The sequence below is a fragment of the Chryseobacterium sp. BIGb0232 genome, assembly GCF_024810195.1.
Taxonomy (GTDB): domain Bacteria; phylum Bacteroidota; class Bacteroidia; order Flavobacteriales; family Weeksellaceae; genus Chryseobacterium; species Chryseobacterium pennae.
In genome coordinates, this window is sequence record NZ_JANUEH010000019.1 from 20,708 (window position 1) to 41,342 (window position 20,635).

Here is a 20,635-nt window from a genome sequence, read left to right on the forward strand (position 1 = left end):
TTTTCTGTACTATTTAATTCTCTTATTTTTTAAATGAAATTACTTTAGCTATTTTTGCTCAAAAGATATAAATCCGATGTCTGAAAACATTCAACAAAAAATAGAACAGCTTCGCAAAGAGCTGCATCAGCATAACGAAAACTATTACCTACTGGATACTCCTACCATTACAGATTATGAATTTGATATGTTATTGGAAGAGTTACAGGACCTGGAAGCCAAACATCCTGAGTTTTACGATCAAAACTCTCCTTCAATGCGTGTAGGTGGTGGTATCACCAAGGTATTCCCTACCATTCAGCATAAATTCAGAATGTATTCTCTGGATAACTCTTATGATTTTGATGATCTTGAGGACTGGGAGAAAAGAATTATCAAAACTATCGATGATCCTGTAGAATTTGTTGCCGAATTAAAGTATGATGGAGCTTCTATTTCCATTCTTTATGAAAACGGAAAACTTACACAGGCTGTAACCCGTGGTGATGGTTTTCAAGGGGATGAAATTACTCCGAACGTCCGTACGATTTCTGATATTCCATTGACACTGAAAGGTGATTTTCCCCCGCAATTTTTTATGCGTGGTGAAATTTATTTAACGAGAAAGAACTTTGATAAACTCAATAAACTGCGCGAAGAGGAAGGATTAGATCCATTCATGAACCCAAGAAATACAGCGAGTGGAAGTTTAAAGATGCAGGACAGTGCAGAAGTAAGAAAACGTTCACTTTCTTCTGTATTGTATCAGTTTATTTCTGATGAGATTCCTGCCGAAACTCACTGGGAGCTGCTTCAGAAAGCGCAGGGATGGGGATTCAAGACTTCCCAGCAGGCAAAGCTTTGCAAAACGATGGATGAGGTAAAGGAGTTTATCACTTTCTGGGATACAGAGCGTCACAATCTTCCATTTGAAATTGATGGAATTGTTTTAAAAGTGAATTCTTTGCAACAGCAAAGACAACTTGGATATACAGCTAAATCTCCACGTTGGGCTATGGCTTACAAATTCAAGGCTGAAAAAGTGGAAACTGAACTTCAAAGTGTTTCATATCAGGTAGGAAGAACCGGAGCCATTACTCCTGTGGCCAACTTAAAGCCTGTTTTATTGGCTGGAACGATTGTAAAAAGAGCATCCCTGCACAATGAAGATATCATCAAAAAGCTTGATCTTCATGAAAATGACTTTGTCTATGTAGAAAAAGGGGGTGAGATCATTCCAAAGATCGTTGGGGTAAATACAGATAAAAGAACTGACGAAAGCAGAGAAATAGAATACATCAAACACTGTCCGGAATGTGGAACCGAGCTGGTGAAAATCGAAGATCAGGCGATTCATTTCTGCCCGAATGAGCTTCACTGCCCACCACAGGTTGTGGGAAGAATGATTCACTATGTTTCAAGAAAGGCTTTGAATATTGACAATCTGGGAAGTGAAACTATTGAACAGCTTTACAGAGAAAAACTGATTGAAAATCCTGCTGATTTCTATGTTTTAACAAAAGAACAGCTTCTTCCACTGGAAAGAATGGCCGAAAAATCTGCCCAGAATATCATTACCGGCGTTGAAAAATCTAAGGAAATTCCATTTGAAAAAGTACTATATGGAATCGGGATCAAGCATGTAGGAGAAACGGTTGCTAAAAAACTGGTGAAAAACTTCCCTACTATTGAAGAATTAAAAAGTGCTACTGTTGAAGAACTTTGTCAGGTAGAAGATATCGGGGCCAAAATTGCAGTAAGTATTGTAGATTTCTTCCAGAATTCTGAAAACTTATTAATGATTGAGCGTTTAAAATCTTACGGGGTACAGCTTGAAAAAGGAGAAAGTACCAATGAAGTTTTGTCTAACGTTCTTGAAGCAAAAACATTCCTTTTTACCGGAAAATTATCACTATTTACCAGAGAAGCTGCCGAGGAAATGGTAGAGAAGCACGGAGGAAAGAATATTTCTGCGGTTTCGAAAAATCTGAATTATCTCGTAGTTGGAGAAAAAGCAGGAAGTAAACTTAAAAAAGCTCAGGACATCGGAACGATTGAAATTCTGGATGAGCAACAGTTTCTGGATTTGATTGAGAAACAATAATAAAATTCAATAATTATTAAATAAACCATTAAGATATTCACTTAATGGTTTATTTTTGCAATCTATTCAATAAAAAGAATAAAAAACGAATAACCAAAACTAAACCATGAAAAAAATTTATCTAGTCCTTCTCATGACTATGCTTTCTGTTGTACAGGCACAGATTGTTACTATTCCTGATGTTAAATTAAAAAACAAACTTTTATCTTCAACGGCAACCAACAATATTGCAGTTAATTCCGCCGGAAACAGTATTAAAATAGATGCCGATAATGATGGTGAAATTCAGATTACCGAAGCTCTTACTGTTTCTAAACTGGACATGGATAATTCTTCAATTACTAATTTAAATGGACTTGAAGCATTTTCAAATCTGAAAGAATTAAACCTAGGGAGTAATAATTTAACTTCATTTAATTCAAGTTTTCCAGCGCTTACCTCTCTGAACCTATCTAATAACTATATAAGTTCCATAAATGTCAATAATTGTCCACTTCTTCAATCCATTGATATCACAGGCAACAACCTTGCGACACAGGCCCTTAATAATAATTCTATAGTTAATTTAACGACCGGTGGTCTTCAGTTGCAAAATTTAGATCTACAGGGAATTCCAGCTGTTAAAAAAGTATCGATAAGTTTTTCCAATCTTCAGACAGTTAACGGGGGTAATATGCCATTTTTGGAGGAACTTTCAATAAGTAACGCTCCAATGCTCTCACAGTTCAATTTGAGCGGGTCCTTAAAACTTGAGAGTTTAACGATGAATTACACAGGTTTGACTCACCTGGATCTGAGCAATCTTACAGGCCTTAAAACACTGGAATGTACCAATAATAAGTTTCAGACAGCAACTCTTGACGGCTGTACTGCTCTTTCTTTGGTAAGAATGGAAAACAATCTTCTCACAAGCATCAGTCTTAATAATCTTCCTTCGCTCAGTACCATGTATCTTTCGAATAATAATCTTACTTCTGTAGTGTTAAACAATGTTTATAATCTGCAGCATTTAGAATGTTATCATAACCAACTGACCAATCTTACCATCAATAACGCACCTAAACTTATCACTCTGTATGCCAACGGCAATAAGCTTCCTGCCCTTAATTTATCTACAGCTACCAATATCGAAACGTTATGGTGTCACTCTAATAATCTTCTAAGTCTGGATGTCAGCATGCTGACCAGCCTTACTTCACTGCTGTGTTTTGAAAATTTATTTACAGAACTTGATTTTTCAAAAAATAAAGCACTGGTGGATGTAGCTTGTAGTTATAATCACAAACTGAAAAAAATATCTTTAAAGAACGGAACCTCTCAGACTTCTATTCTTACTAACTTATTTCCTAATCCAAGCCTTGTTTATATTTGTTGTGATGAAAATGAGATTAGTTATTTCGATGCTCAAAATATTTCTATCAATAATGGTATGACACAAATCAATTCATACTGTTCTTTTACCCCTGGGGGTACATTTTATATAATTCAGGGAAATACAAAGGTAGATGCTAATAATAATGGCTGTGATGCCAATGATGTCAACAAAGCTTTCCAAAAGTTCAGCATAACAGGAAATGGAATTACAGGAACTACAATTGCCAATACATCCGGAGATTTTTCTATTTCAGTACAGCCAGGCAGCCATACAGTGACTCCGGTTCTTGAAAATCCTGCGTACTTTACTATTTCCCCGCCTAGCATTACTGCCACTTTTCCTCAACAGACAAGTCCATTTATTCAAAATTTCTGTATAACTCCGAATGGTGTTCATCATGATTTAGAAACTGTAATTGTACCTATTACAGACGCTTCACCAGGCTTTGAATCAAAATATAACATCATTTATAAAAACAAAGGGAATACGATACAATCAGGTACTCTGACATTTAATTACAATGAGAATATTATCGATTATATGAGCGCTACCCTTTCCCCATCCTCTCAATCTTCCGGAACACTAAATTGGAATTTCACCAATCTTCTTCCTTTTGAAACAAAAGAAATCACAGTGACTGTAAAATTAAATACTCCCATGCAAATTCCGGCAGTGAACGGTGGTGATATTCTGCATTATACAGCACAAATTAACGGAGCAAACGATGAGACCCCAGCCGATAACCATTTTGTTCTGAATCAAACCGTTGTCAATTCTTTTGATCCTAATGATAAAACCTGTCTTGAAGGAACCTCTATTGCAAAAGCCCAGGTTGGGGACTATGTTCATTATCTGATCCGGTTTGAAAATACAGGAACAGCCAATGCCAGAAACATTGTAGTAAAAGATGAAATCGACACTTCAAAGTTTGATATTTCTTCTTTGGTTTCGTTGAATGGAAGCCACAGTTATGTCACAAGAATAACCAATCCCAATACTGTAGAATTTATTTTTGAAAACATTCAGCTGCCTTTTGATGATGCCAATAATGATGGATATGTAGCTTTCAAAATAAAGACAAAATCCACTTTGGGTACTGGGGATACTTTCAGTAATACTGCCAAAATATACTTCGATTATAATTTTCCTATTATTACCAATACCTATACAACATCTGTTCTAGGTATACTGGCTAATTCGGAGATCCAAAATGATAAAAATAGTATGAGTATTTACCCTAATCCGGTAAAAGATATAATGTACATTCACACAGCAACTGAAGTAAATAAGGCTGTAATTTATGACACAACCGGAAGAGTAATTCATTCTATTGGCGTAAAAGGAAACACAGTAAATGTTTCGGATCTGCCTAAAGGAAATTATCTTATTAAACTGTTCTTAAAGGATAAGGTTTCTGTACGGAAGTTCATTAAGGATTAAATTCATCAAACAACTATAAAATAAAAGTAAAAAAGCTGCGAAATTTTCGCAGCTTTTCTGTTTTCAAAACAAGTGTAAAGATCTTACAATCGAACAGAAAAATATGATTAAAAAAAATTATCAAAGTAATTCTTTAAAAGGTTACATTTGTTCAGAACTAAACTAAACCATGAAAAAAATCTATTTAATCATTTCGATGATTCTGTTTGCACTGTTTCAAGCTCAGACGCTGAATGTCGATACCTATTTGAAAACAAAATTGTTTACTTACGGAGCAACAAGTGATTCTAACGGAAACTTTATTACTCTGGATACAAATAATGATGGACAGATTCAACTATCGGAAGCTTCGCTGGTTTATAAAATAAATCTATCTGATCTTTCAAATGCTATTACAAGTTTATCAGTACTTACTGAATTTCCAAATTTAACTGAGCTAAAACTAATAAATCCTGATATATCCTCTAATCTGGTTTTCAGTAATTATACCAAGCTTCAAAAATTAATTTTTTTAGGCGGAGAAGTAGGTAACGTAACGATTGAAAACTGCAATGCTCTAAATATCGCACAACTTGGTAGCTGGGGAAACGTTATAAATATTCAGAATAATTCGGTACAAGAAATTTCTGTTTCCAACATTAATGGGTTTAATATTTCCGGACTTCCTAATCTTAAAAAATTATCATTGGGGAATTCAACGATGACTTCTTTAAATTTAAGTAATCTCCCTGCGCTGGAAGAAGTAAATGTTAATCAAAACCAATTTCTAACAAGTATTAATTTTGCCGGAGATACAGCTTTGCAAAAACTAGAATTATTTCGTAATAAACTAAGCAGTCTTTCGATTCCTAATCCTTCTTTAGTAAACTATTTAAGTATAAGCTCCAATCTTTTCCAGACTTTTGATGTAACTCCTTATACTGGATTGAGAATGTTTCTTGCTCACGAAAACCAAATCACAAGTTTAGACTTTAGTTCAAGCCCTCTGATTGGAATGCTTTATATTTACAATAATCAACTTACTACATTAACACTTAATAATAATCCAATTTTAGGTTATTTGTATGCCAATAATAATCATATAACTCATATTGCATTTGATCAGGCAAGAGGCTTAAAAGGTATTCACGTATTGAATAATTCGCTTACGAATATTGATTTATCAAAGCAGACTATTCTGGATATTGCTGAGCTTGATAATAATCTTAATTTACAGACTTTAAATCTTAAAAACGGAAAGCATAATTATCTTGGCATTGGCTTTTCAAATACACCACAATTGCAATATGTATGCACTGACCCTATAGAAACTGACTATATAATATCGCAATTAGCATACTATAATCAACCCAATACTGTTGCAAATTCTTATTGTTCTTTCACACCAGGAGGTTCTTCTTATTTTGTCCTTCAGGGTAAAACAAGATATGACATGAACACAAATGGATGCGACATTAATGACATGATAAAACCTTTTCAAAAATTCAATATTTTAGGGCAAAGCATGGCCATTTCAGATGCGTTCGGATCTTATTCTTTCCCACTGATATACGGAACTAACACGATCACCCCGATGTTGGAAAATCCTTCTTATTTTAACATTACGCCACCCTCATTCACTACCAATTTTCCAACACAGCCAAGTCCTTATACGCAGAACTTTTGTTTAACGGCCAATGGTACACATAATGATCTGGAAGTTGTTATTATTCCTATACAGGCAGCCATTTCAGGATTTGATGCTCAATATAAAATCATTTATAAAAACAAAGGAACAGGAACACAATCCGGAAATATAGCTTTTAATTTTGATCATAGCCGAATGACTTACCAGACTGCTACAACAGCGCCTGCATCTCAGTCCATGGGAGTACTCAACTGGAATTTCACCAATCTTCTTCCTTTTCAAACAGAGGAAATCACAGTTACTGTAAAATTAAACACTCCAACACAGAACCCACCTCTCAATAGTGGTGATATTCTGCATTATACAGCACAAATCAACGGAGCAACAGATGAAACACCAACTGACAACAATTTCACCCTAAACCAAACCGTTGGAAATTCTTTTGATCCAAACGATAAAACCTGTCTTGAAGGAACTTCTATTGCAAAAACTCAGGTTGGAGATTATGTTCATTACTTAATCCGATTTGAAAATACCGGAACAGCCAATGCCAGAAATATTGTAGTAATGGATGAAATTGATGCATCAAAATTTGATCTGTCTTCTGTAGTTGCACTCAATGGAAGTCATAACTTTATAACAGAAATTAAATCCCCGAATATTTTGGAATTTATTTTTGAAAACATTCAACTTCCATTTGATAATGATCATAATGATGGATATGTTGCCTTTAAAATAAAGACAAAATCCACCTTGAATACTGGAGATTCTTTCAGCAATACGGCTAAAATCTATTTTGATTACAATGCTCCTATTGTTACCAATACCTATACAACAACTATTGCAGGTACACTGGCTACTTCGGAGATTCAAAATGATAAAAATGGAATGAGTATTTATCCTAATCCGGTAAAAGACATCCTATATATCAGATCTCCAAATGAAGTAAGCAAAGTGGAAATCTACGACCTGGCAGGAAGAATAATTAATTCTATAGGAACGAAAGGAAATTCTGTAAATGTTTCGGATCTGTCTAAAGGAAATTATCTGATTAAGCTATTCATAAAAGATAAAGTTTCTGTTCAGAAATTCATTAAAGATTAAACTTATAAAAACTACTCTATAATAAAAGGCTGCAAATAATTTCTGCAGCCTTTTATATTTTAGTAATGTCTAATCCATAATTCATACAAAATAAAAATTATTAAGGGAATGGAAACTCCTATTTATGATCTCTATTTAAGGTTTTCACAGTTCTTTTCGACAGTAAATAATACATTTGAAACAGTCTCTGCAAATTCTACATCTTTATTTTCAAAATAAAAAAAGCCTTCTTCTAGATTGGTTTTATTTTTCACAATCCAGGAGTTGATTTTTTTAATATCTTCACTTTTGAAATCCTTAAAATTTTTACCATCGTAAATCAGATCAGAATAATAATTATCAATACAATCAACAAGAATTTTAAACCCGTTTTCCCGGATATTTGTATTCCAACACTCAAGTATCTTATCAAGATCTCCGCTTATCTTATAAATACCGGTGAAGGTTTCATGATCAAAATAAGATTGGGTTGCAATGCGATACTGCCACCATTGCCAAATAAAAGCTTCAACGGCTGCTCTTTCATTTTCCGGCCACATTTTAAAGTTTCCATATTCTAATTTACGTAAAAGTATGTCTGTATCAACCTTAGAGCTTCCTCTAGCACAAATATCAAATAGTCTGGGAAGAAAATGTTTAAAATCTTCAATATTGCCCCAGGTTGTCAAAGCTTTAAACGCATACCTTGAAAGATCATTTTCTTCTAAATCTCTCAAAGGTATAATATGAAGTTTTTCTTTGTCTGTTTCAGAAACACAGCATGGGCACCCGTTTATCTTTTCTACAAGAGGATAAACGGAGAAAGTTTCATAAAGATGTTCTACAGATAATTCTAATGCATTCATATATTATTTGAAAACAATGATTGTGTATGGATTTGTTTCACCTGCTTTCGGCAAGATCAACCTTATATGTTCTTTCTTATTATAATAATCAACATAAGGTTCTCTGGTAATGATTTTCCCTTTTCCGGTTTCCTTATATCCTGCTTCTTTTATGATTTTGAGATATTGTTCGTATTCTTTTTTACTTTTAAATTCAAACTCAATCCTGTCCTCAGATTTGTCCTCGTATTCAAACTTTCCGATTTTAGATTGGTAATCAGCTGATTCATATTCAGCCAACACAAATCCTAGGCCTTCTGTTTTGTCATAAAATTTATAATTAAGACTTTTCATTTCCTTTTTAAAATCAGCCATTCCCAATTTGTTGAATACTGCGAACTTTTCTAAGGTAAAAGTCTGAGCAGAAAGGGTTATACAGAATAATATAGCTAATAAACTTACAATTTTTTTCATTCTGTTAATTTGCTCACAAATATAAAATAATAATCTTTGTTTAAAATTTGTTTTCCATATCCAGCAAGCTATAAGGTCTGATTCTACTATTCAAAAGCTCCAGCAAAACCTTTGCTTTCACATTTAAAATATCGGTCTGAATACTGTACCGGATGCCTTTTAGCTGGGGAAATACTGTGGTAGACACCTTGTCTAGGACATTAGGATTTTTTTTGGGCTGATTCATAATCACACAGATATAGGATGAGGTCTTAATTCCATAATGCCGCATATCTACTATAAAAAATAAAGTAACTTCGTCAAACTTGATGAATGTGGGCTTTCTTAATACGTTGTAAACAATGATCTGCTTATCAGTCACTGTCAGTAGTGGCTCTGTTCGTACCAGCAGCAGTATAGAATAGAGTATTCCAAATGAAAAAAGCGCAATTCCAAGAGAAAGAATTCCTATTATAAAAATATTTTCATCCTTGAAATCAGTATAAGAAAGGCCAAAAGTAAAAACACATGAAATGATAAGCAATATCAGGCTTTTAATCTTGCTGGAATAAAAATGACGCTCTTTCATATGTTCTTTGGTCTCAATTTGATAGGACTCAAAGATATAAAACTTTAAGCAACAGGAAGTCTGAAGTAAAATGTACTGCCATTATTTGGCGAACTGTTTACCCCAATTTCTCCGTTTTGTTTTTCTATAAAGTTTTTAGAAATGGCTAACCCAAGTCCTGTCCCATTCTGGTGTTCTCCAGGAACCTGAAAATAGCGGTCAAAAATCTGACGGTGATATTTTTCATCAATCCCGCTTCCGGTATCAATAATATTAAACTGGATAAAATCTTCTACCCTTTCCACAGAAACCTTAATTTCCTCATCCTGAAAGGAATGTTTCACCGCATTGGTCAGGAAATTATTCATCACCCAAACGGTTTTGTCAAAATCAGCCGCCACAGAATCTGTATCCTCCAACTGATATTCTGTCTGGATTGAAATATTTTTCTGCTCTGCCAGTTTTTCAACATTTTTCACGGCAGCCTGTACAATTTCCTTAGGTGAACATTTCTCAACCGTTAACCGGATATTTCCGGATTCCACTTGCGAAAGATTAAGGAGTTCCCCGGTAATATCAAGCAAACGTTGCCCATCTTCATTGATGCTTTTCAGTAATTCCTGCTGCTGCTCGTTTAAAGCTCCGAACTTTTGATTTCCGAGCAGCTGAACACCCATTTTTATGGCAGAAATAGGCGTTTTCAGTTCATGGGAAATGGTCGCAATAAAATTAGTCTTGGCAAAATCCAGTTCTTTGAAAGGGGTAATATTTCGCAGTAAAATTACCTTTCCAATATATTTTTTCTCCTTCTCCCCTGTTTTCACAATATTGATGGGAACAATATCCTGTTCAAAATAATTCTCTTTATTTTCCCGGACAATCTTAATCGGTTCTTTTACCGGATGATCAATATTTTTAAGCAGTTCCCTCATCAAATCATTATTAACAGCAACTTCATGGGCCGTTTTTCCTATAATATCTTCTTTGCGGAGATTGGTAATTTTTAAAGCTTCATCATTAATCATATAGATAAAGTGATTTTCATCCAGCCCGATTACTGCATCATGCATATTATTTACCAGGGTTTCAATCCTTTTCTTCTCCATCAGTTGCTTGGAAAGATTACTGCTTTCGTATTCCTGAAGCTTCTCTGCCATCACGTTGAAAGAATCTGCAAGACTGTTAAATTCTTCACTTCCTTTAAAATGTACTCTTTCATTATAATTTTTATCTGCAATCTGTCTGATACTGAAGGTCAGCTGATTGATGGGTTCTGCAATGGTCTGAGGCAGGTTGAACAGTAAAATAAAAGCAATCAGAAAGCAAACCGTTCCCAGGCTGACAATCCAGAAAGTGGCATTTCCAGCTGTAATAATGGCGATATCGCTTTTTCGTTCAATCCCTTTCATATTTAAAGACATGATTCTGGCCAGGTCTTCACGGATCAGTTTCTCTTTATTGGTTGTAGGTTCTTTTAAATAACTCTTAAAATGCAGATTAAGATTTTGAGTAGCTTCCTTTTCCCCAAATTCTGTAAGGTTTTTTTCCTGCAGCTTATTATTTTTTTGAAAATCTGCAATGGCCACTACACTGTCTGTACTGATATGATCCAATGCCAGAAGCATATTTTTAGAGAATTCAAGGCTGTTGTAATTGGCTGTAAGAATCTTTTCTGTATCAGATTTAAGCTTATTGATATATACTGAGCCTATTACTGAAAGCAGAACAATCAGTAAAAATAAAAGGCCAACGCCTAAGGTAAGTTTTGTTTTAAGTTTCATATGAAGACTTATTGTTTTTTAAAAGACATATGCAATCGCGTCATCTTTATCGGTGTTTGAGTTTCCAAATCATTGCAATTTCATTACTTTTAAGATAAAATAATAATATCTACCTGTCTTTCATTCAGCCTGTTCATCAAAGTATAGATCCAGCTGTAACCGAACAGACGCTGCCAGAGCTTTGCATGAGGTTTTCCAATACAGACTGTGGTAATGTTATGGGCAATCACATACTCAAGGATTCCATTATGAACACTGCTTTCCTTGATTCTGACAACTTTGGCTCCCAATTCCTGTGCTAAATTAAAATTATTAATCAAATACCGCTGCTTGTCCAGTGCTATTTTTTCAGGGTTTTCAGAAGGTTTCTGAATATAGAGAACCGTCCATGGACTATTGTAGTAACTCGCCAGCCTGGCGGTTTTTCTAATGATGGTTTTAGCAATCTTCTCATTACTGCTGATACAGGCCAGGAATTTTATGGGTTTAAAATTCTCTGTCTTGATTTCTGCCTCTACTTTTCTTTCTACGTGGGTAGCCACTTCTTTTAGCGAAAGTTCACGAAGCTGAAGAATGTGTCCACTCTGGAAAAAATTACTGAGAGCCGTCTGAATTTTCTCTTTTTTATATATTTTCCCTTCTTTCAATCGGGTAAGCAACTCATCTGCGGTAAGGTCAATATTCACTACTTCATCAGCTAAGGCTAAGATTTTATCCGGAACCCTTTCAGCTACTTCTACCCCTGTAATTTTTTTAACTTCCTCATTCAGACTTTCAATATGCTGAATATTCATGGCACTGATAACATTGATTCCGTTATCCAGAATTTCCAGCACATCCTGCCATCTTTTTTTATTTTTAGAACCTTCCACATTGGTGTGGGCTAGCTCATCCACCAGCACTACTTCCGGATGCTCATTGATAATAGCCTGAAGGTCCATTTCCTCCAGATTTTTACCTTTATAAAAGACTGATTTTCTTTCAATTGCCGGAATTCCTTCCACCAGAGCTACGGTTTCCTCACGGTCATGGGTTTCTATGTAGCCGATCTTTACATCAATGCCGTTTCGTAAGAGAGCATGAGCCTCCTGCAGCATCCGGAAAGTCTTCCCAACGCCTGCACTCATCCCGATATAGATTTTAAATTTTCCTTTCCGGGATTTCTGGATCAGTTCTAAAAAATGTTTTGCTGATGACATTGATTTTATTCTTTTTAGTTTTATTTTTTTAAACATTCTGTTAGCCTTCGATTAGCACTTTTCAAGGAAAAATTTTCACTTTCAATCCAAAGGCTCAATATTATAACACATTATTTTTTAACACTTAAGTTATTATAAGTTACCACTAACTGTTTTATAGGAGATCACTTAAGTTATTGAAAATCTTCGATTTTCATCTTATGTGTACTTTTATCAATAACATTATCAGCTTACTTAAGTGTTCTAAAGTGTTTTAAATAAAATCTTTTGTGACTTTTGTGGTTATTGAATTTTAATTTTCAAACAGGTTTTAGATTAAAACCACACTGCTAAACTTGTTGTAACAAAGAAATTCCCTTTTCTGAAATCATCATTTTTTGCAAAAATGACATCCTTGGAAGTAAATCCTCTCGCTTCAGTACGGAAAACAACATTTTTAAATACCGCATAATCTACATTCAGTGAATACCCAAAAGTTTGAAAACCGTTAGGAGTTCCCGTACTGATGATCACTGCGTTTTTATCGTTATAATATTCCAGTCTTCCAGCCAGCGCCCATTTATTGTTAACCTGATATTTTGCCTGTACGTTAGGGCTATACCAGATATTATACTGCTCACTTCCTTTGGTCTTCTGCTCTGCTCCGATATCAAACCCTAACAAAGCTGAAAACTGATCTGTCAGCTGAAAGCTTCCATACAAATCATGGAAATAACGCATCCTTTTCTCATCCTTAGCTTTATCATTTCCTATAAATGAACTGCTATTCAAAGTTACTTTATCATTTGGTTTGTAGGTTACCTGATGTCCAAAAGAAATACTTTGGTTCCCTTTTACTTTTGCAATACGCTGCCAGCCATTCAGTACCAACCCGCTTAAAAACCATTTTCCATTGTCTGAAGTATAAGAAATCTTGGCTCCGGTTTCAAAATAAGGCGAATTTTCAGCAGCAAAACTTCTGGTCAGATTGATATTATCTTTTCCTATGGCACTTTCCCAGCCGATATGGGAGGGCATGATTCCCGCATCAATCCATAGGTTTTTATTTTTTGATATTTTGATTCCTACATTTGCTTCGTTGATATATCGTAAAGCATTCTGTTCTGCAGCCATATTGTCCTGTGCGTAAGTTCCACCCATTAATGCAAGATTTGCACGGACATTTTCACTCTGATAATTAGCTTTTATAAGCCCCAAGTTGAGGTTTAACTCATTATGTCTGTTGTATGAGTATAAAAAGTTTTGACGGAGATGATCTCCCGGCTCATTAAAATCGTAGGTATAAAAGAGTTCTGCATAGGCAGAAAATGTAACTTTTGATTCTGTTTTTAATGAGTCTGACGATTGTGCTTTGGAAAGAAATGTTCCAAAAATTGCACCTATAAATAGATATTTTTTCACGTTAGTCGTAAATTATTAACCATGTCAAGGTTTGGAACCTTGACATGGTTAGTTCAAGATTATTAGATTATTTTAATTGGTCCAAAGCAATATTAAGCTTTAAAACATTGATTTTTGAAGGCCCAAAAAGTCCTAAAAATGGCTTTTCAGTTTGATTTTTAATTAAATTATTGATCTGTTCAACAGAAAGACTTCTCATATTGGCAATTCTCTTTGCCTGATATAAAGCTCCTTCTTCTGAAATATCAGGATCCAATCCACTTCCACTCGCTGTAACGAGTTCTACAGGAACTTTTGTGTTTTCCATTTCCGGATTCTGCAGCTTGAGAGTGTCTATTCTTTTCTGAACAGTTTCCAGATATTCTTCATTGCTTGGGCCTTTATTACTTCCCCCACTTCCTGCTGCATTATAGTTTACTGAGGATGGGCGGCCATGGAAATATTTTTCAGATTTAAATTCCTGTCCGATATTGGCATAGAACTTTTGTCCTTTGTAATTAATGATCTCTGCATTTCCCTGGTTAGGTAATACTTTTGATCCGCCATATACAACGATCAGATAAATTCCTACAACTGCCAGCATTACAAGTGTTAATCTGAATGCTGAAACGATATGATTTTTCATTTTTTTAATTTTAATAGAATAAACTAATCAGTAAGTCGATGATCTTGATTCCAATAAACGGTACAATGACACCGCCCAACCCATAGATCAAAAGATTTCTTCTTAATAATGCACTGGCACCAATCGGCTTGTAAGCCACTCCTTTTAATGCTAATGGAATCAGGAAAGGAATAATCACCGCATTGAAAATAACCGCTGATAAAATGGCTGTTTCCGGACTATGAAGATTCATGATATTCAATTTCTGAAGCGATGGAATAAAGGTGATAAACAGCGCCGGGATGATGGCAAAATACTTCGCCACATCATTGGCAATACTGAAAGTTGTCAAAGTACCACGGGTCATCAGTAACTGTTTTCCAATCTCTACGATCTCAATCAGTTTGGTAGGGTCATTATCAAGGTCTACCATGTTTCCTGCTTCTTTTGCAGCCTGGGTTCCGCTATTCATCGCTACGCCCACATCAGCCTGAGCAAGTGCCGGAGCATCATTCGTTCCGTCTCCCATCATCGCTACCAGTTTTCCTTCCTGCTGTTCCTTCTTGATGTAGTTCATCTTATCTTCCGGTTTGGCTTCAGCAATAAAATCATCTACCCCTGCTTTTTCAGCAATAAACTTTGCCGTTAAAGGATTATCTCCGGTTACCATTACCGTTTTCACTCCCATTTTTCTCAACCGCTGGAAACGTTCCTGGATCCCCGTTTTAATAATATCCTGAAGTTCAATAACTCCCCATACTTTTTCATTAACGGATACTACTAAAGGAGTTCCTCCGTTTTCAGAAATTTTGGTTACTGCATCCTGGGTTTCCTGCGGGAAAAGATTCCCGGTTTTTTCAGTCAGTTTTTTTATCGTATCATAAGCTCCTTTTCTGATTCTGGTTTCTTCAAAATCAATTCCTGAAGTTCTGGTTTCAGCAGTAAAATCAATGTAAACTGGATTGGGAACTAACAGATCTTCAGATTTAAGAGCACTCAGTTCAATAATAGATTTTCCTTCCGGTGTTTCATCCGCAACAGAACTCAAAGCAGAGGCTTTAATAAAGTCTTCAAGCCTAATTCCATTGGCTGGATGAAATTGAGTGGCTTTACGGTTTCCAATGGTAATTGTTCCGGTTTTATCAAGTAACAAAACATCAATATCACCTGCTGTTTCTACTGCTTTTCCACTTTTTGTGATAACATTTGCTCTTAAAGCTCTATCCATTCCCGCAATTCCAATTGCAGAAAGCAGACCTCCAATTGTTGTCGGAATGAGACAAACGAAAAGTGAAATAAATGCCGCAATGGTAATTGGAGTCTGCGCATAATCTGCAAAAGGCTTTAAGGTTAGGGTTACAATAATAAAAGTAAGGGTAAACCCGGCTAATAATATGGTTAATGCGATTTCGTTAGGTGTTTTTTGTCTTGAGGCTCCTTCTACAAGAGCAATCATTTTATCTAAGAAAGATTCTCCAGGTTTAGTAGTTACTTTTACCTTAATTCTATCAGATAATACTTTTGTACCACCGGTTACTGAACTTTTATCCCCCCCTGATTCACGAATAACAGGTGCACTTTCTCCGGTAATAGCAGATTCATCAATGGTAGCCAACCCTTCAATAATTTCTCCATCCATCGGAATCTGATCTCCGGCTTCACAAAGAAAGATATCACCTAATTTCATTTCTGCTGACATTTTTAAGACCGTTTCTACCTGAAATCCAGGTTTATTATCTATGACAAGTTTAGCAGGAGTTTCTTCACGGGTTTTTCTCAAGGTATCAGCCTGTGCTTTTCCTCTGGCTTCGGCGATAGCTTCAGCAAAATTGGCAAATAATACTGTAAAAAACAGGATGATGAATACCAGGAAATTATAAGAGAAGCTTCCCTGGGTTTTATCACCAGCCAAGCTGAACATGCTTACGATAAACATGACCACTGTTCCGATCTCCACCAGGAACATGACTGGATTTTTAAACATAATTTTCGGATTCAGCTTTACGAATGACTGTTTTATCGCTTCGTTTACCAAATCTCTTTGAAACAATGTTTGTGATTGATTTTTCATTTTTTTGAAAGAGTTTATATCATTATAAATCAATAATAACCATCAAGAGAAACCAAATTATAAGGGTTTAGAAATGGATAATATTATGAGTGAACGTTTCGGTAAGTTTTAGACTAGTTCCTTAAACAATTCAGCTTTCTTAATGGTTGAATATTGATTTTAATTTTTAATGTTCACAATTTATTTAGAGAAATACTGTATCTGTTCTGCAATAGGCCCAAGGGTTAATGCAGGGAAGAAAGAGAGTGCTGCAATAAGCAGAATGACTGCAAGCGTCATAAAGCCAAATGTTGCCGTATCTGTTTTCAATGTTCCTGAACTTTCCGGGATAAATTTCTTCTGAGCCAGTAAACCTGCAATGGCTACCGGACCTATGATTGGGATAAACCTTGATAAAAGCAGTACTATTGCTGTTGAAATATTCCACCATGGGGTGTTATCTCCCAACCCTTCAAATCCTGATCCGTTATTCGCTGAAGAAGAGGTAAACTCATACAGCATTTCACTGAAACCATGGAATCCAGGATTATTTAATGTTTTAGCTCCAAATTCTGGCAGATAAGCCGTTAAAGCCGTTCCTACAAGAATTAAAAACGGATGAAACAGAGCAACAATCATCGCAATCTTCATTTCTTTAGCCTCAATCTTTTTCCCCATAAATTCAGGAGTTCGCCCTACCATCAAGCCGCTGATAAACACAGCAAGAATTATGAAAATAAAATAGTTCAGAATTCCTACTCCACAACCTCCATAGAAGCAATTGATCATCATCGCAAGAAGTTCATTCATCCCTGAAAGAGGCATTGTACTGTCATGCATTGAGTTTACCGAACCGGTAGAAATTACTGTAGTTGCAATGCTCCAATATCCTGATGCTGCACTTCCGAAACGGATTTCCTTTCCTTCCATGGCTCCAAGGCTGCTGTCGGCTCCCATTTTTGTAATCAGAGGGTTGCCTCCTGTCTCATTGACAATATTGGGAATGGTAAGCGCCAGAAATCCAACGGTCATTACAGTAAAAATAACCCACGACAGCTTTCTTTTCTTTAAATAGAACCCTAACGCGAAAACCAATGCAAAAGGAATAATCATTTGGGTGACCATCTCCGTCATATTCGTTGTATAATTAGGATTTTCAAGAGGATGGGCAGAATTAGCTCCGAAAAAACCACCTCCATTGGTTCCCAAATGCTTAATGGCAACAAAAGCTGCAACCGGGCCTCTGGAAACTTCTATTTTCTGCCCTTCTAAAGTTGTAATATGATCCTTTCCTTCGAAAGTCATCGGACTTCCGTTAAACGAAAGAATTAAAGCTACCACTACACTGATCGGAAGTAAAATTCTAATCATTGACTTGGTAAAATAATCATAGAAATTACCCAGTTCTGTAGCTGTTTTTTCTTTAAAAGCTTTAAAAAGAACAGCCATAGCGGCCATCCCTGTTGCAGCTGTTACAAACTGTAAAAACATAAGATAAAGCTGGCTCAAATAGCTTACTCCTGTTTCTCCCGAATAGTGCTGTAAATTACAGTTCACTAAAAATGAAATAGCTGTATTAAAAGCCAGATCAGGTGACATATTCGGGTTTCCATCTGGGTTTAAAGGTAACCAGGTCTGAGTCATCAGAAGAATAAATCCTATTATAAACCAAACCAGGTTAATCGTCAGCATGGCATACATGTTCTGTTTCCAGTTCATCTGACGATTAGGATTAATTCCCGATATTTTATAAATTAACTTTTCAATGGGTTCAAAAACCGGATCAAGAAAAGTTTTTTTGTGTCCATAGACATTAGCAATATATTTACCTAAAAATATTCCGATAACTAATGTGATAGCAAACATGGCTATGATGCCTAAAATTTCTGTATTCATGATCTCTAAAATTTTTCAGGTTTCATTAAAACGTAACAGATATACACAAAGGCAAGTATTGAAAGGAAAAATAAACTCCACATAATTTTATATTCTATCAAAAAATTCAACTGATTTATACAAAAGCCAAAACAATACTGCAAACAGCAGGATCAAACTTATAAGCATCATATCTTTATTATTAAGGTTAAGAGAGTAAACAATACATACGATACAATCAGCAAACTAAAAGTGGAATGCTCCCGTTTTTTCAACGTTTTTCTTGAAATTGTCATTTTTAAATATTTTATTCAGAGACTATATGCCAAAAGAAAGTCCAATCCTTAAACAAACAATATAAAACATTGTAATACAATACATTAAATCAATACAATTATCTGCATAAAAACAAAAAAGCCTATCAAAATGATAGGCTCTTTATTAAAATGATAAAAGGTTTATTTCAGTCCGTATTCTTCGAGTTTACGATATAGCGTAGCAATTCCAATTTCGAGGAGTCTGGCCGCTTCTGCCTTATTACCTTTTGTGTATTGCAAAACTTTTTGGATATGAATTTTTTCAAGAGATCTCATGCTCAAAGAATCACTTTCCTGAGCAGGCTTTTCTGAATAGTGTGGAAGACTTTCTGCGTCCAGGATATTATCATTCATCAGAATCAGGCTTCGTTCTACCGCATTCCTTAATTCCCTGATATTTCCTTTCCAGTTATTTTTTTCCAGCATTTTGTAATAATCCGGGCTTACCTGAATGGATGACAAATGTAACTTATGTGAAAATATATCGATGAAGTTCTTCGCAAGCATTTTCAGATCCTCTTTTCTTTCTCTTAAAGCAGGCAGTGTAATTTCAAAAACATTCAGTCTGAAATACAGATCTTCTCTGAAATTTCCCTGTCTTATTTCCTCTTCAAGATTTCTATTGGTAGCGGCAATCAGCCTGAAATCAGATTTAGAGACTTTGGTTTCCCCCATTTTGATAAACTCTCCGGTTTCCAGAACCCTAAGCAGCTTTGCCTGAAGTTCTATTGGCATTTCACCCATTTCATCCAGAAATAGGGTTCCTCCATGGGCTTCTTCAATCAGTCCTTTTTTATCTTTCAGGGCACCTGTAAAAGAACCTTGTTTATGACCGAACAGTTCGCTTTCTAAGATTTCCTTGCTAAAAGCAGAGCAATTGATCGCCACAAAGTTATTTTTCTTTCGTTCACTTCCTTCATGGATTGCATTTGCAAACACCTCTTTTCCAGTTCCTGTTTCGCCTGTTAAAAGCACTGCAGCATCTGTTAGTGCTACTTTTTCTGCTAGTTTCTTAGCCTGCAAAATCAAAGGAGAAATACCTATGATTTGTCCAAAACCTTTGGACACTCCGGTTGGCTGAATCGTTTTTATTCTATTGTCCTTTACCTTTTCCAGAGCCTTATATACCAGAGGAATAATCTTCTCATTATCATCTCCTTTTACCAGATAATCATAGGCACCATTTTTCATAGCCTGCACTGCATCGGTAATATTTCCGAATGCAGTCATCAGGATAATTTCAAGCTGTGGATATTTAGTCTTAATAGATCTTACCAGTTCTACCCCAAAAGCATCAGGGAGCCGGACATCGCTTAACACCACATCAAAATCATACTGCTCCAGCATCGTCATTGCAGAACGTGCTGTAGAAGCTTCTTTTACGTTAAAATTCTCTTGGGAAAGGATCATTCCTAATAGCTTAAGGAGCTTGATCTCGTCATCAATGATCAGAATGTTTCCGGACATTATAATTCTTTTTGGAAAACTGATACAAACTTATTGATTTTATTTGAGGAAAACCCCTTTATAAAGGAAATTAATTTTATCATGATCCCTATTTTCAGGAGCTTTATCCCGCTATTCATTCATACTCCTCGAGTCAATGCTTTAATTATGATGAGTAATAGGTAATGAGTGATTGTGTAACAAATAATATCATTGTTATCAGGATCCTTATGGAATAACAATAGAAGACGAAAGTAAGAACAGCAAAATATCAATATGTTGATTGTTATATAAGTTACTATTTTATACAACCAATATTCAATAGAAACGGGATAAAGCCAAAACATAGATAATAGATAATACTTATTGTTTATCCCCTATTGATTGGGTTCTCTGAGTATAGAGCAAAAAAAAATCCTTTATCTTTCGATAAAGGATTTTTAAAAATAAAATAAAAACTGGCGGCGGCCTACTCTCCCGCGTTAGCA

General features: G+C 35.4%; 14 protein-coding genes. 4 read left to right on the forward strand and 10 right to left on the reverse strand.

Going from position 1 to position 20,635, the window contains the following annotated elements:
• Window positions 1-76 precede the first annotated feature (76 nt).
• From ligA to M2372_RS25360, 3 genes are all read left to right on the forward strand, one after another.
• Entirely contained in the window at window positions 77-2,083 is a 2,007-nt protein-coding gene (ligA, locus tag M2372_RS25350) for an NAD-dependent DNA ligase LigA (RefSeq protein ID WP_123321179.1), read from the forward strand.
• Between the two features lie 106 nt (window positions 2,084-2,189).
• Window positions 2,190-4,898, forward strand: a complete 2,709-nt coding sequence (locus M2372_RS25355; protein ID WP_123321178.1) for a T9SS type A sorting domain-containing protein — start codon at window positions 2,190-2,192, stop codon at window positions 4,896-4,898.
• A gap of 169 nt (window positions 4,899-5,067) precedes the next feature.
• The gene (locus M2372_RS25360) at window positions 5,068-7,629 is read left to right on the forward strand and encodes a T9SS type A sorting domain-containing protein (RefSeq protein ID WP_123321177.1); all 2,562 of its coding nucleotides are present in this window, start codon (window positions 5,068-5,070) and stop codon (window positions 7,627-7,629) included.
• A gap of 131 nt (window positions 7,630-7,760) precedes the next feature.
• Here M2372_RS25360 and M2372_RS25365 read toward each other — a convergent pair whose 3' ends face one another.
• A complete protein-coding gene (locus M2372_RS25365; protein ID WP_123321176.1) occupies window positions 7,761-8,345 on the reverse strand; it encodes a hypothetical protein in 585 nt (194 codons plus the stop codon).
• 44 nt (window positions 8,346-8,389) lie between these two features.
• On the opposite strand from M2372_RS25365, the gene M2372_RS25690 reads away from it, so the two are divergent.
• Entirely contained in the window at window positions 8,390-8,485 is a 96-nt protein-coding gene (locus M2372_RS25690; protein WP_123321175.1) for a hypothetical protein, read from the forward strand.
• Here M2372_RS25690 and M2372_RS25370 read toward each other — a convergent pair.
• The 9 genes from M2372_RS25370 to M2372_RS25410 form a co-directional block, all read right to left on the reverse strand.
• Window positions 8,478-8,927, reverse strand: coding sequence for a hypothetical protein (locus M2372_RS25370; protein ID WP_123321174.1), 450 nt, complete (start codon window positions 8,925-8,927; stop codon window positions 8,478-8,480). The genes M2372_RS25690 and M2372_RS25370 overlap by 8 nt on opposite strands.
• A 40-nt stretch (window positions 8,928-8,967) precedes the next feature.
• Window positions 8,968-9,495 carry an STM3941 family protein gene (locus M2372_RS25375; protein WP_123321173.1) on the reverse strand — a complete coding sequence of 176 codons (528 nt, stop codon included), beginning with the start codon at window positions 9,493-9,495 and terminating at the stop codon, window positions 8,968-8,970.
• A gap of 44 nt (window positions 9,496-9,539) precedes the next feature.
• Window positions 9,540-11,255: an ATP-binding protein gene (locus M2372_RS25380; protein WP_123321171.1), complete on the reverse strand. Its 1,716-nt coding sequence runs from the start codon at window positions 11,253-11,255 to the stop codon at window positions 9,540-9,542.
• 89 nt (window positions 11,256-11,344) lie between these two features.
• The gene (locus M2372_RS25385; protein WP_123321285.1) at window positions 11,345-12,454 is read right to left on the reverse strand and encodes a sensor protein KdpD; all 1,110 of its coding nucleotides are present in this window, start codon (window positions 12,452-12,454) and stop codon (window positions 11,345-11,347) included.
• A 315-nt stretch (window positions 12,455-12,769) separates the two neighbouring features.
• A complete protein-coding gene (locus M2372_RS25390; RefSeq protein ID WP_123321170.1) occupies window positions 12,770-13,855 on the reverse strand; it encodes a porin in 1,086 nt (361 codons plus the stop codon).
• Between the two features lie 67 nt (window positions 13,856-13,922).
• Window positions 13,923-14,480 (reverse strand): potassium-transporting ATPase subunit KdpC, encoded by a 558-nt coding sequence (gene kdpC, locus M2372_RS25395; RefSeq protein ID WP_123321169.1) that lies wholly within the window; start codon window positions 14,478-14,480, stop codon window positions 13,923-13,925.
• 10 nt (window positions 14,481-14,490) lie between these two features.
• A complete protein-coding gene (kdpB, locus tag M2372_RS25400; protein ID WP_123321168.1) occupies window positions 14,491-16,530 on the reverse strand; it encodes a potassium-transporting ATPase subunit KdpB in 2,040 nt (679 codons plus the stop codon).
• Between the two features lie 180 nt (window positions 16,531-16,710).
• The gene (gene kdpA / locus M2372_RS25405; protein ID WP_123321167.1) at window positions 16,711-18,405 is read right to left on the reverse strand and encodes a potassium-transporting ATPase subunit KdpA; all 1,695 of its coding nucleotides are present in this window, start codon (window positions 18,403-18,405) and stop codon (window positions 16,711-16,713) included.
• A 437-nt stretch (window positions 18,406-18,842) separates the two neighbouring features.
• Window positions 18,843-20,168, reverse strand: a complete 1,326-nt coding sequence (locus tag M2372_RS25410) for a sigma-54 dependent transcriptional regulator (protein ID WP_123321166.1) — start codon at window positions 20,166-20,168, stop codon at window positions 18,843-18,845.
• Window positions 20,169-20,635 lie beyond the last annotated feature (467 nt).

Bases quoted from the DNA above. Each gene is read 5' to 3' on its own strand.
- ligA (WP_123321179.1), top strand. From the start codon at position 77: ATGTCTGAAAACATTCAACAAAAAATAGAACAGCTTCGCAAAGAGCTG.
- M2372_RS25355 (WP_123321178.1), top strand. From the start codon at position 2,190: ATGAAAAAAATTTATCTAGTCCTTCTCATGACTATGCTTTCTGTTGTA.
- M2372_RS25360 (WP_123321177.1), top strand. From the start codon at position 5,068: ATGAAAAAAATCTATTTAATCATTTCGATGATTCTGTTTGCACTGTTT.
- M2372_RS25690 (WP_123321175.1), top strand. From the start codon at position 8,390: ATGGGCACCCGTTTATCTTTTCTACAAGAGGATAAACGGAGAAAGTTT.
- M2372_RS25370 (WP_123321174.1), bottom strand. From the start codon at position 8,927: ATGAAAAAAATTGTAAGTTTATTAGCTATATTATTCTGTATAACCCTT.
- M2372_RS25375 (WP_123321173.1), bottom strand. From the start codon at position 9,495: ATGAAAGAGCGTCATTTTTATTCCAGCAAGATTAAAAGCCTGATATTG.
- M2372_RS25380 (WP_123321171.1), bottom strand. From the start codon at position 11,255: ATGAAACTTAAAACAAAACTTACCTTAGGCGTTGGCCTTTTATTTTTA.
- M2372_RS25385 (WP_123321285.1), bottom strand. From the start codon at position 12,454: ATGTCATCAGCAAAACATTTTTTAGAACTGATCCAGAAATCCCGGAAA.
- kdpC (WP_123321169.1), bottom strand. From the start codon at position 14,480: ATGAAAAATCATATCGTTTCAGCATTCAGATTAACACTTGTAATGCTG.
- kdpB (WP_123321168.1), bottom strand. From the start codon at position 16,530: ATGAAAAATCAATCACAAACATTGTTTCAAAGAGATTTGGTAAACGAA.
- kdpA (WP_123321167.1), bottom strand. From the start codon at position 18,405: ATGAATACAGAAATTTTAGGCATCATAGCCATGTTTGCTATCACATTA.
- M2372_RS25410 (WP_123321166.1), bottom strand. From the start codon at position 20,168: ATGTCCGGAAACATTCTGATCATTGATGACGAGATCAAGCTCCTTAAG.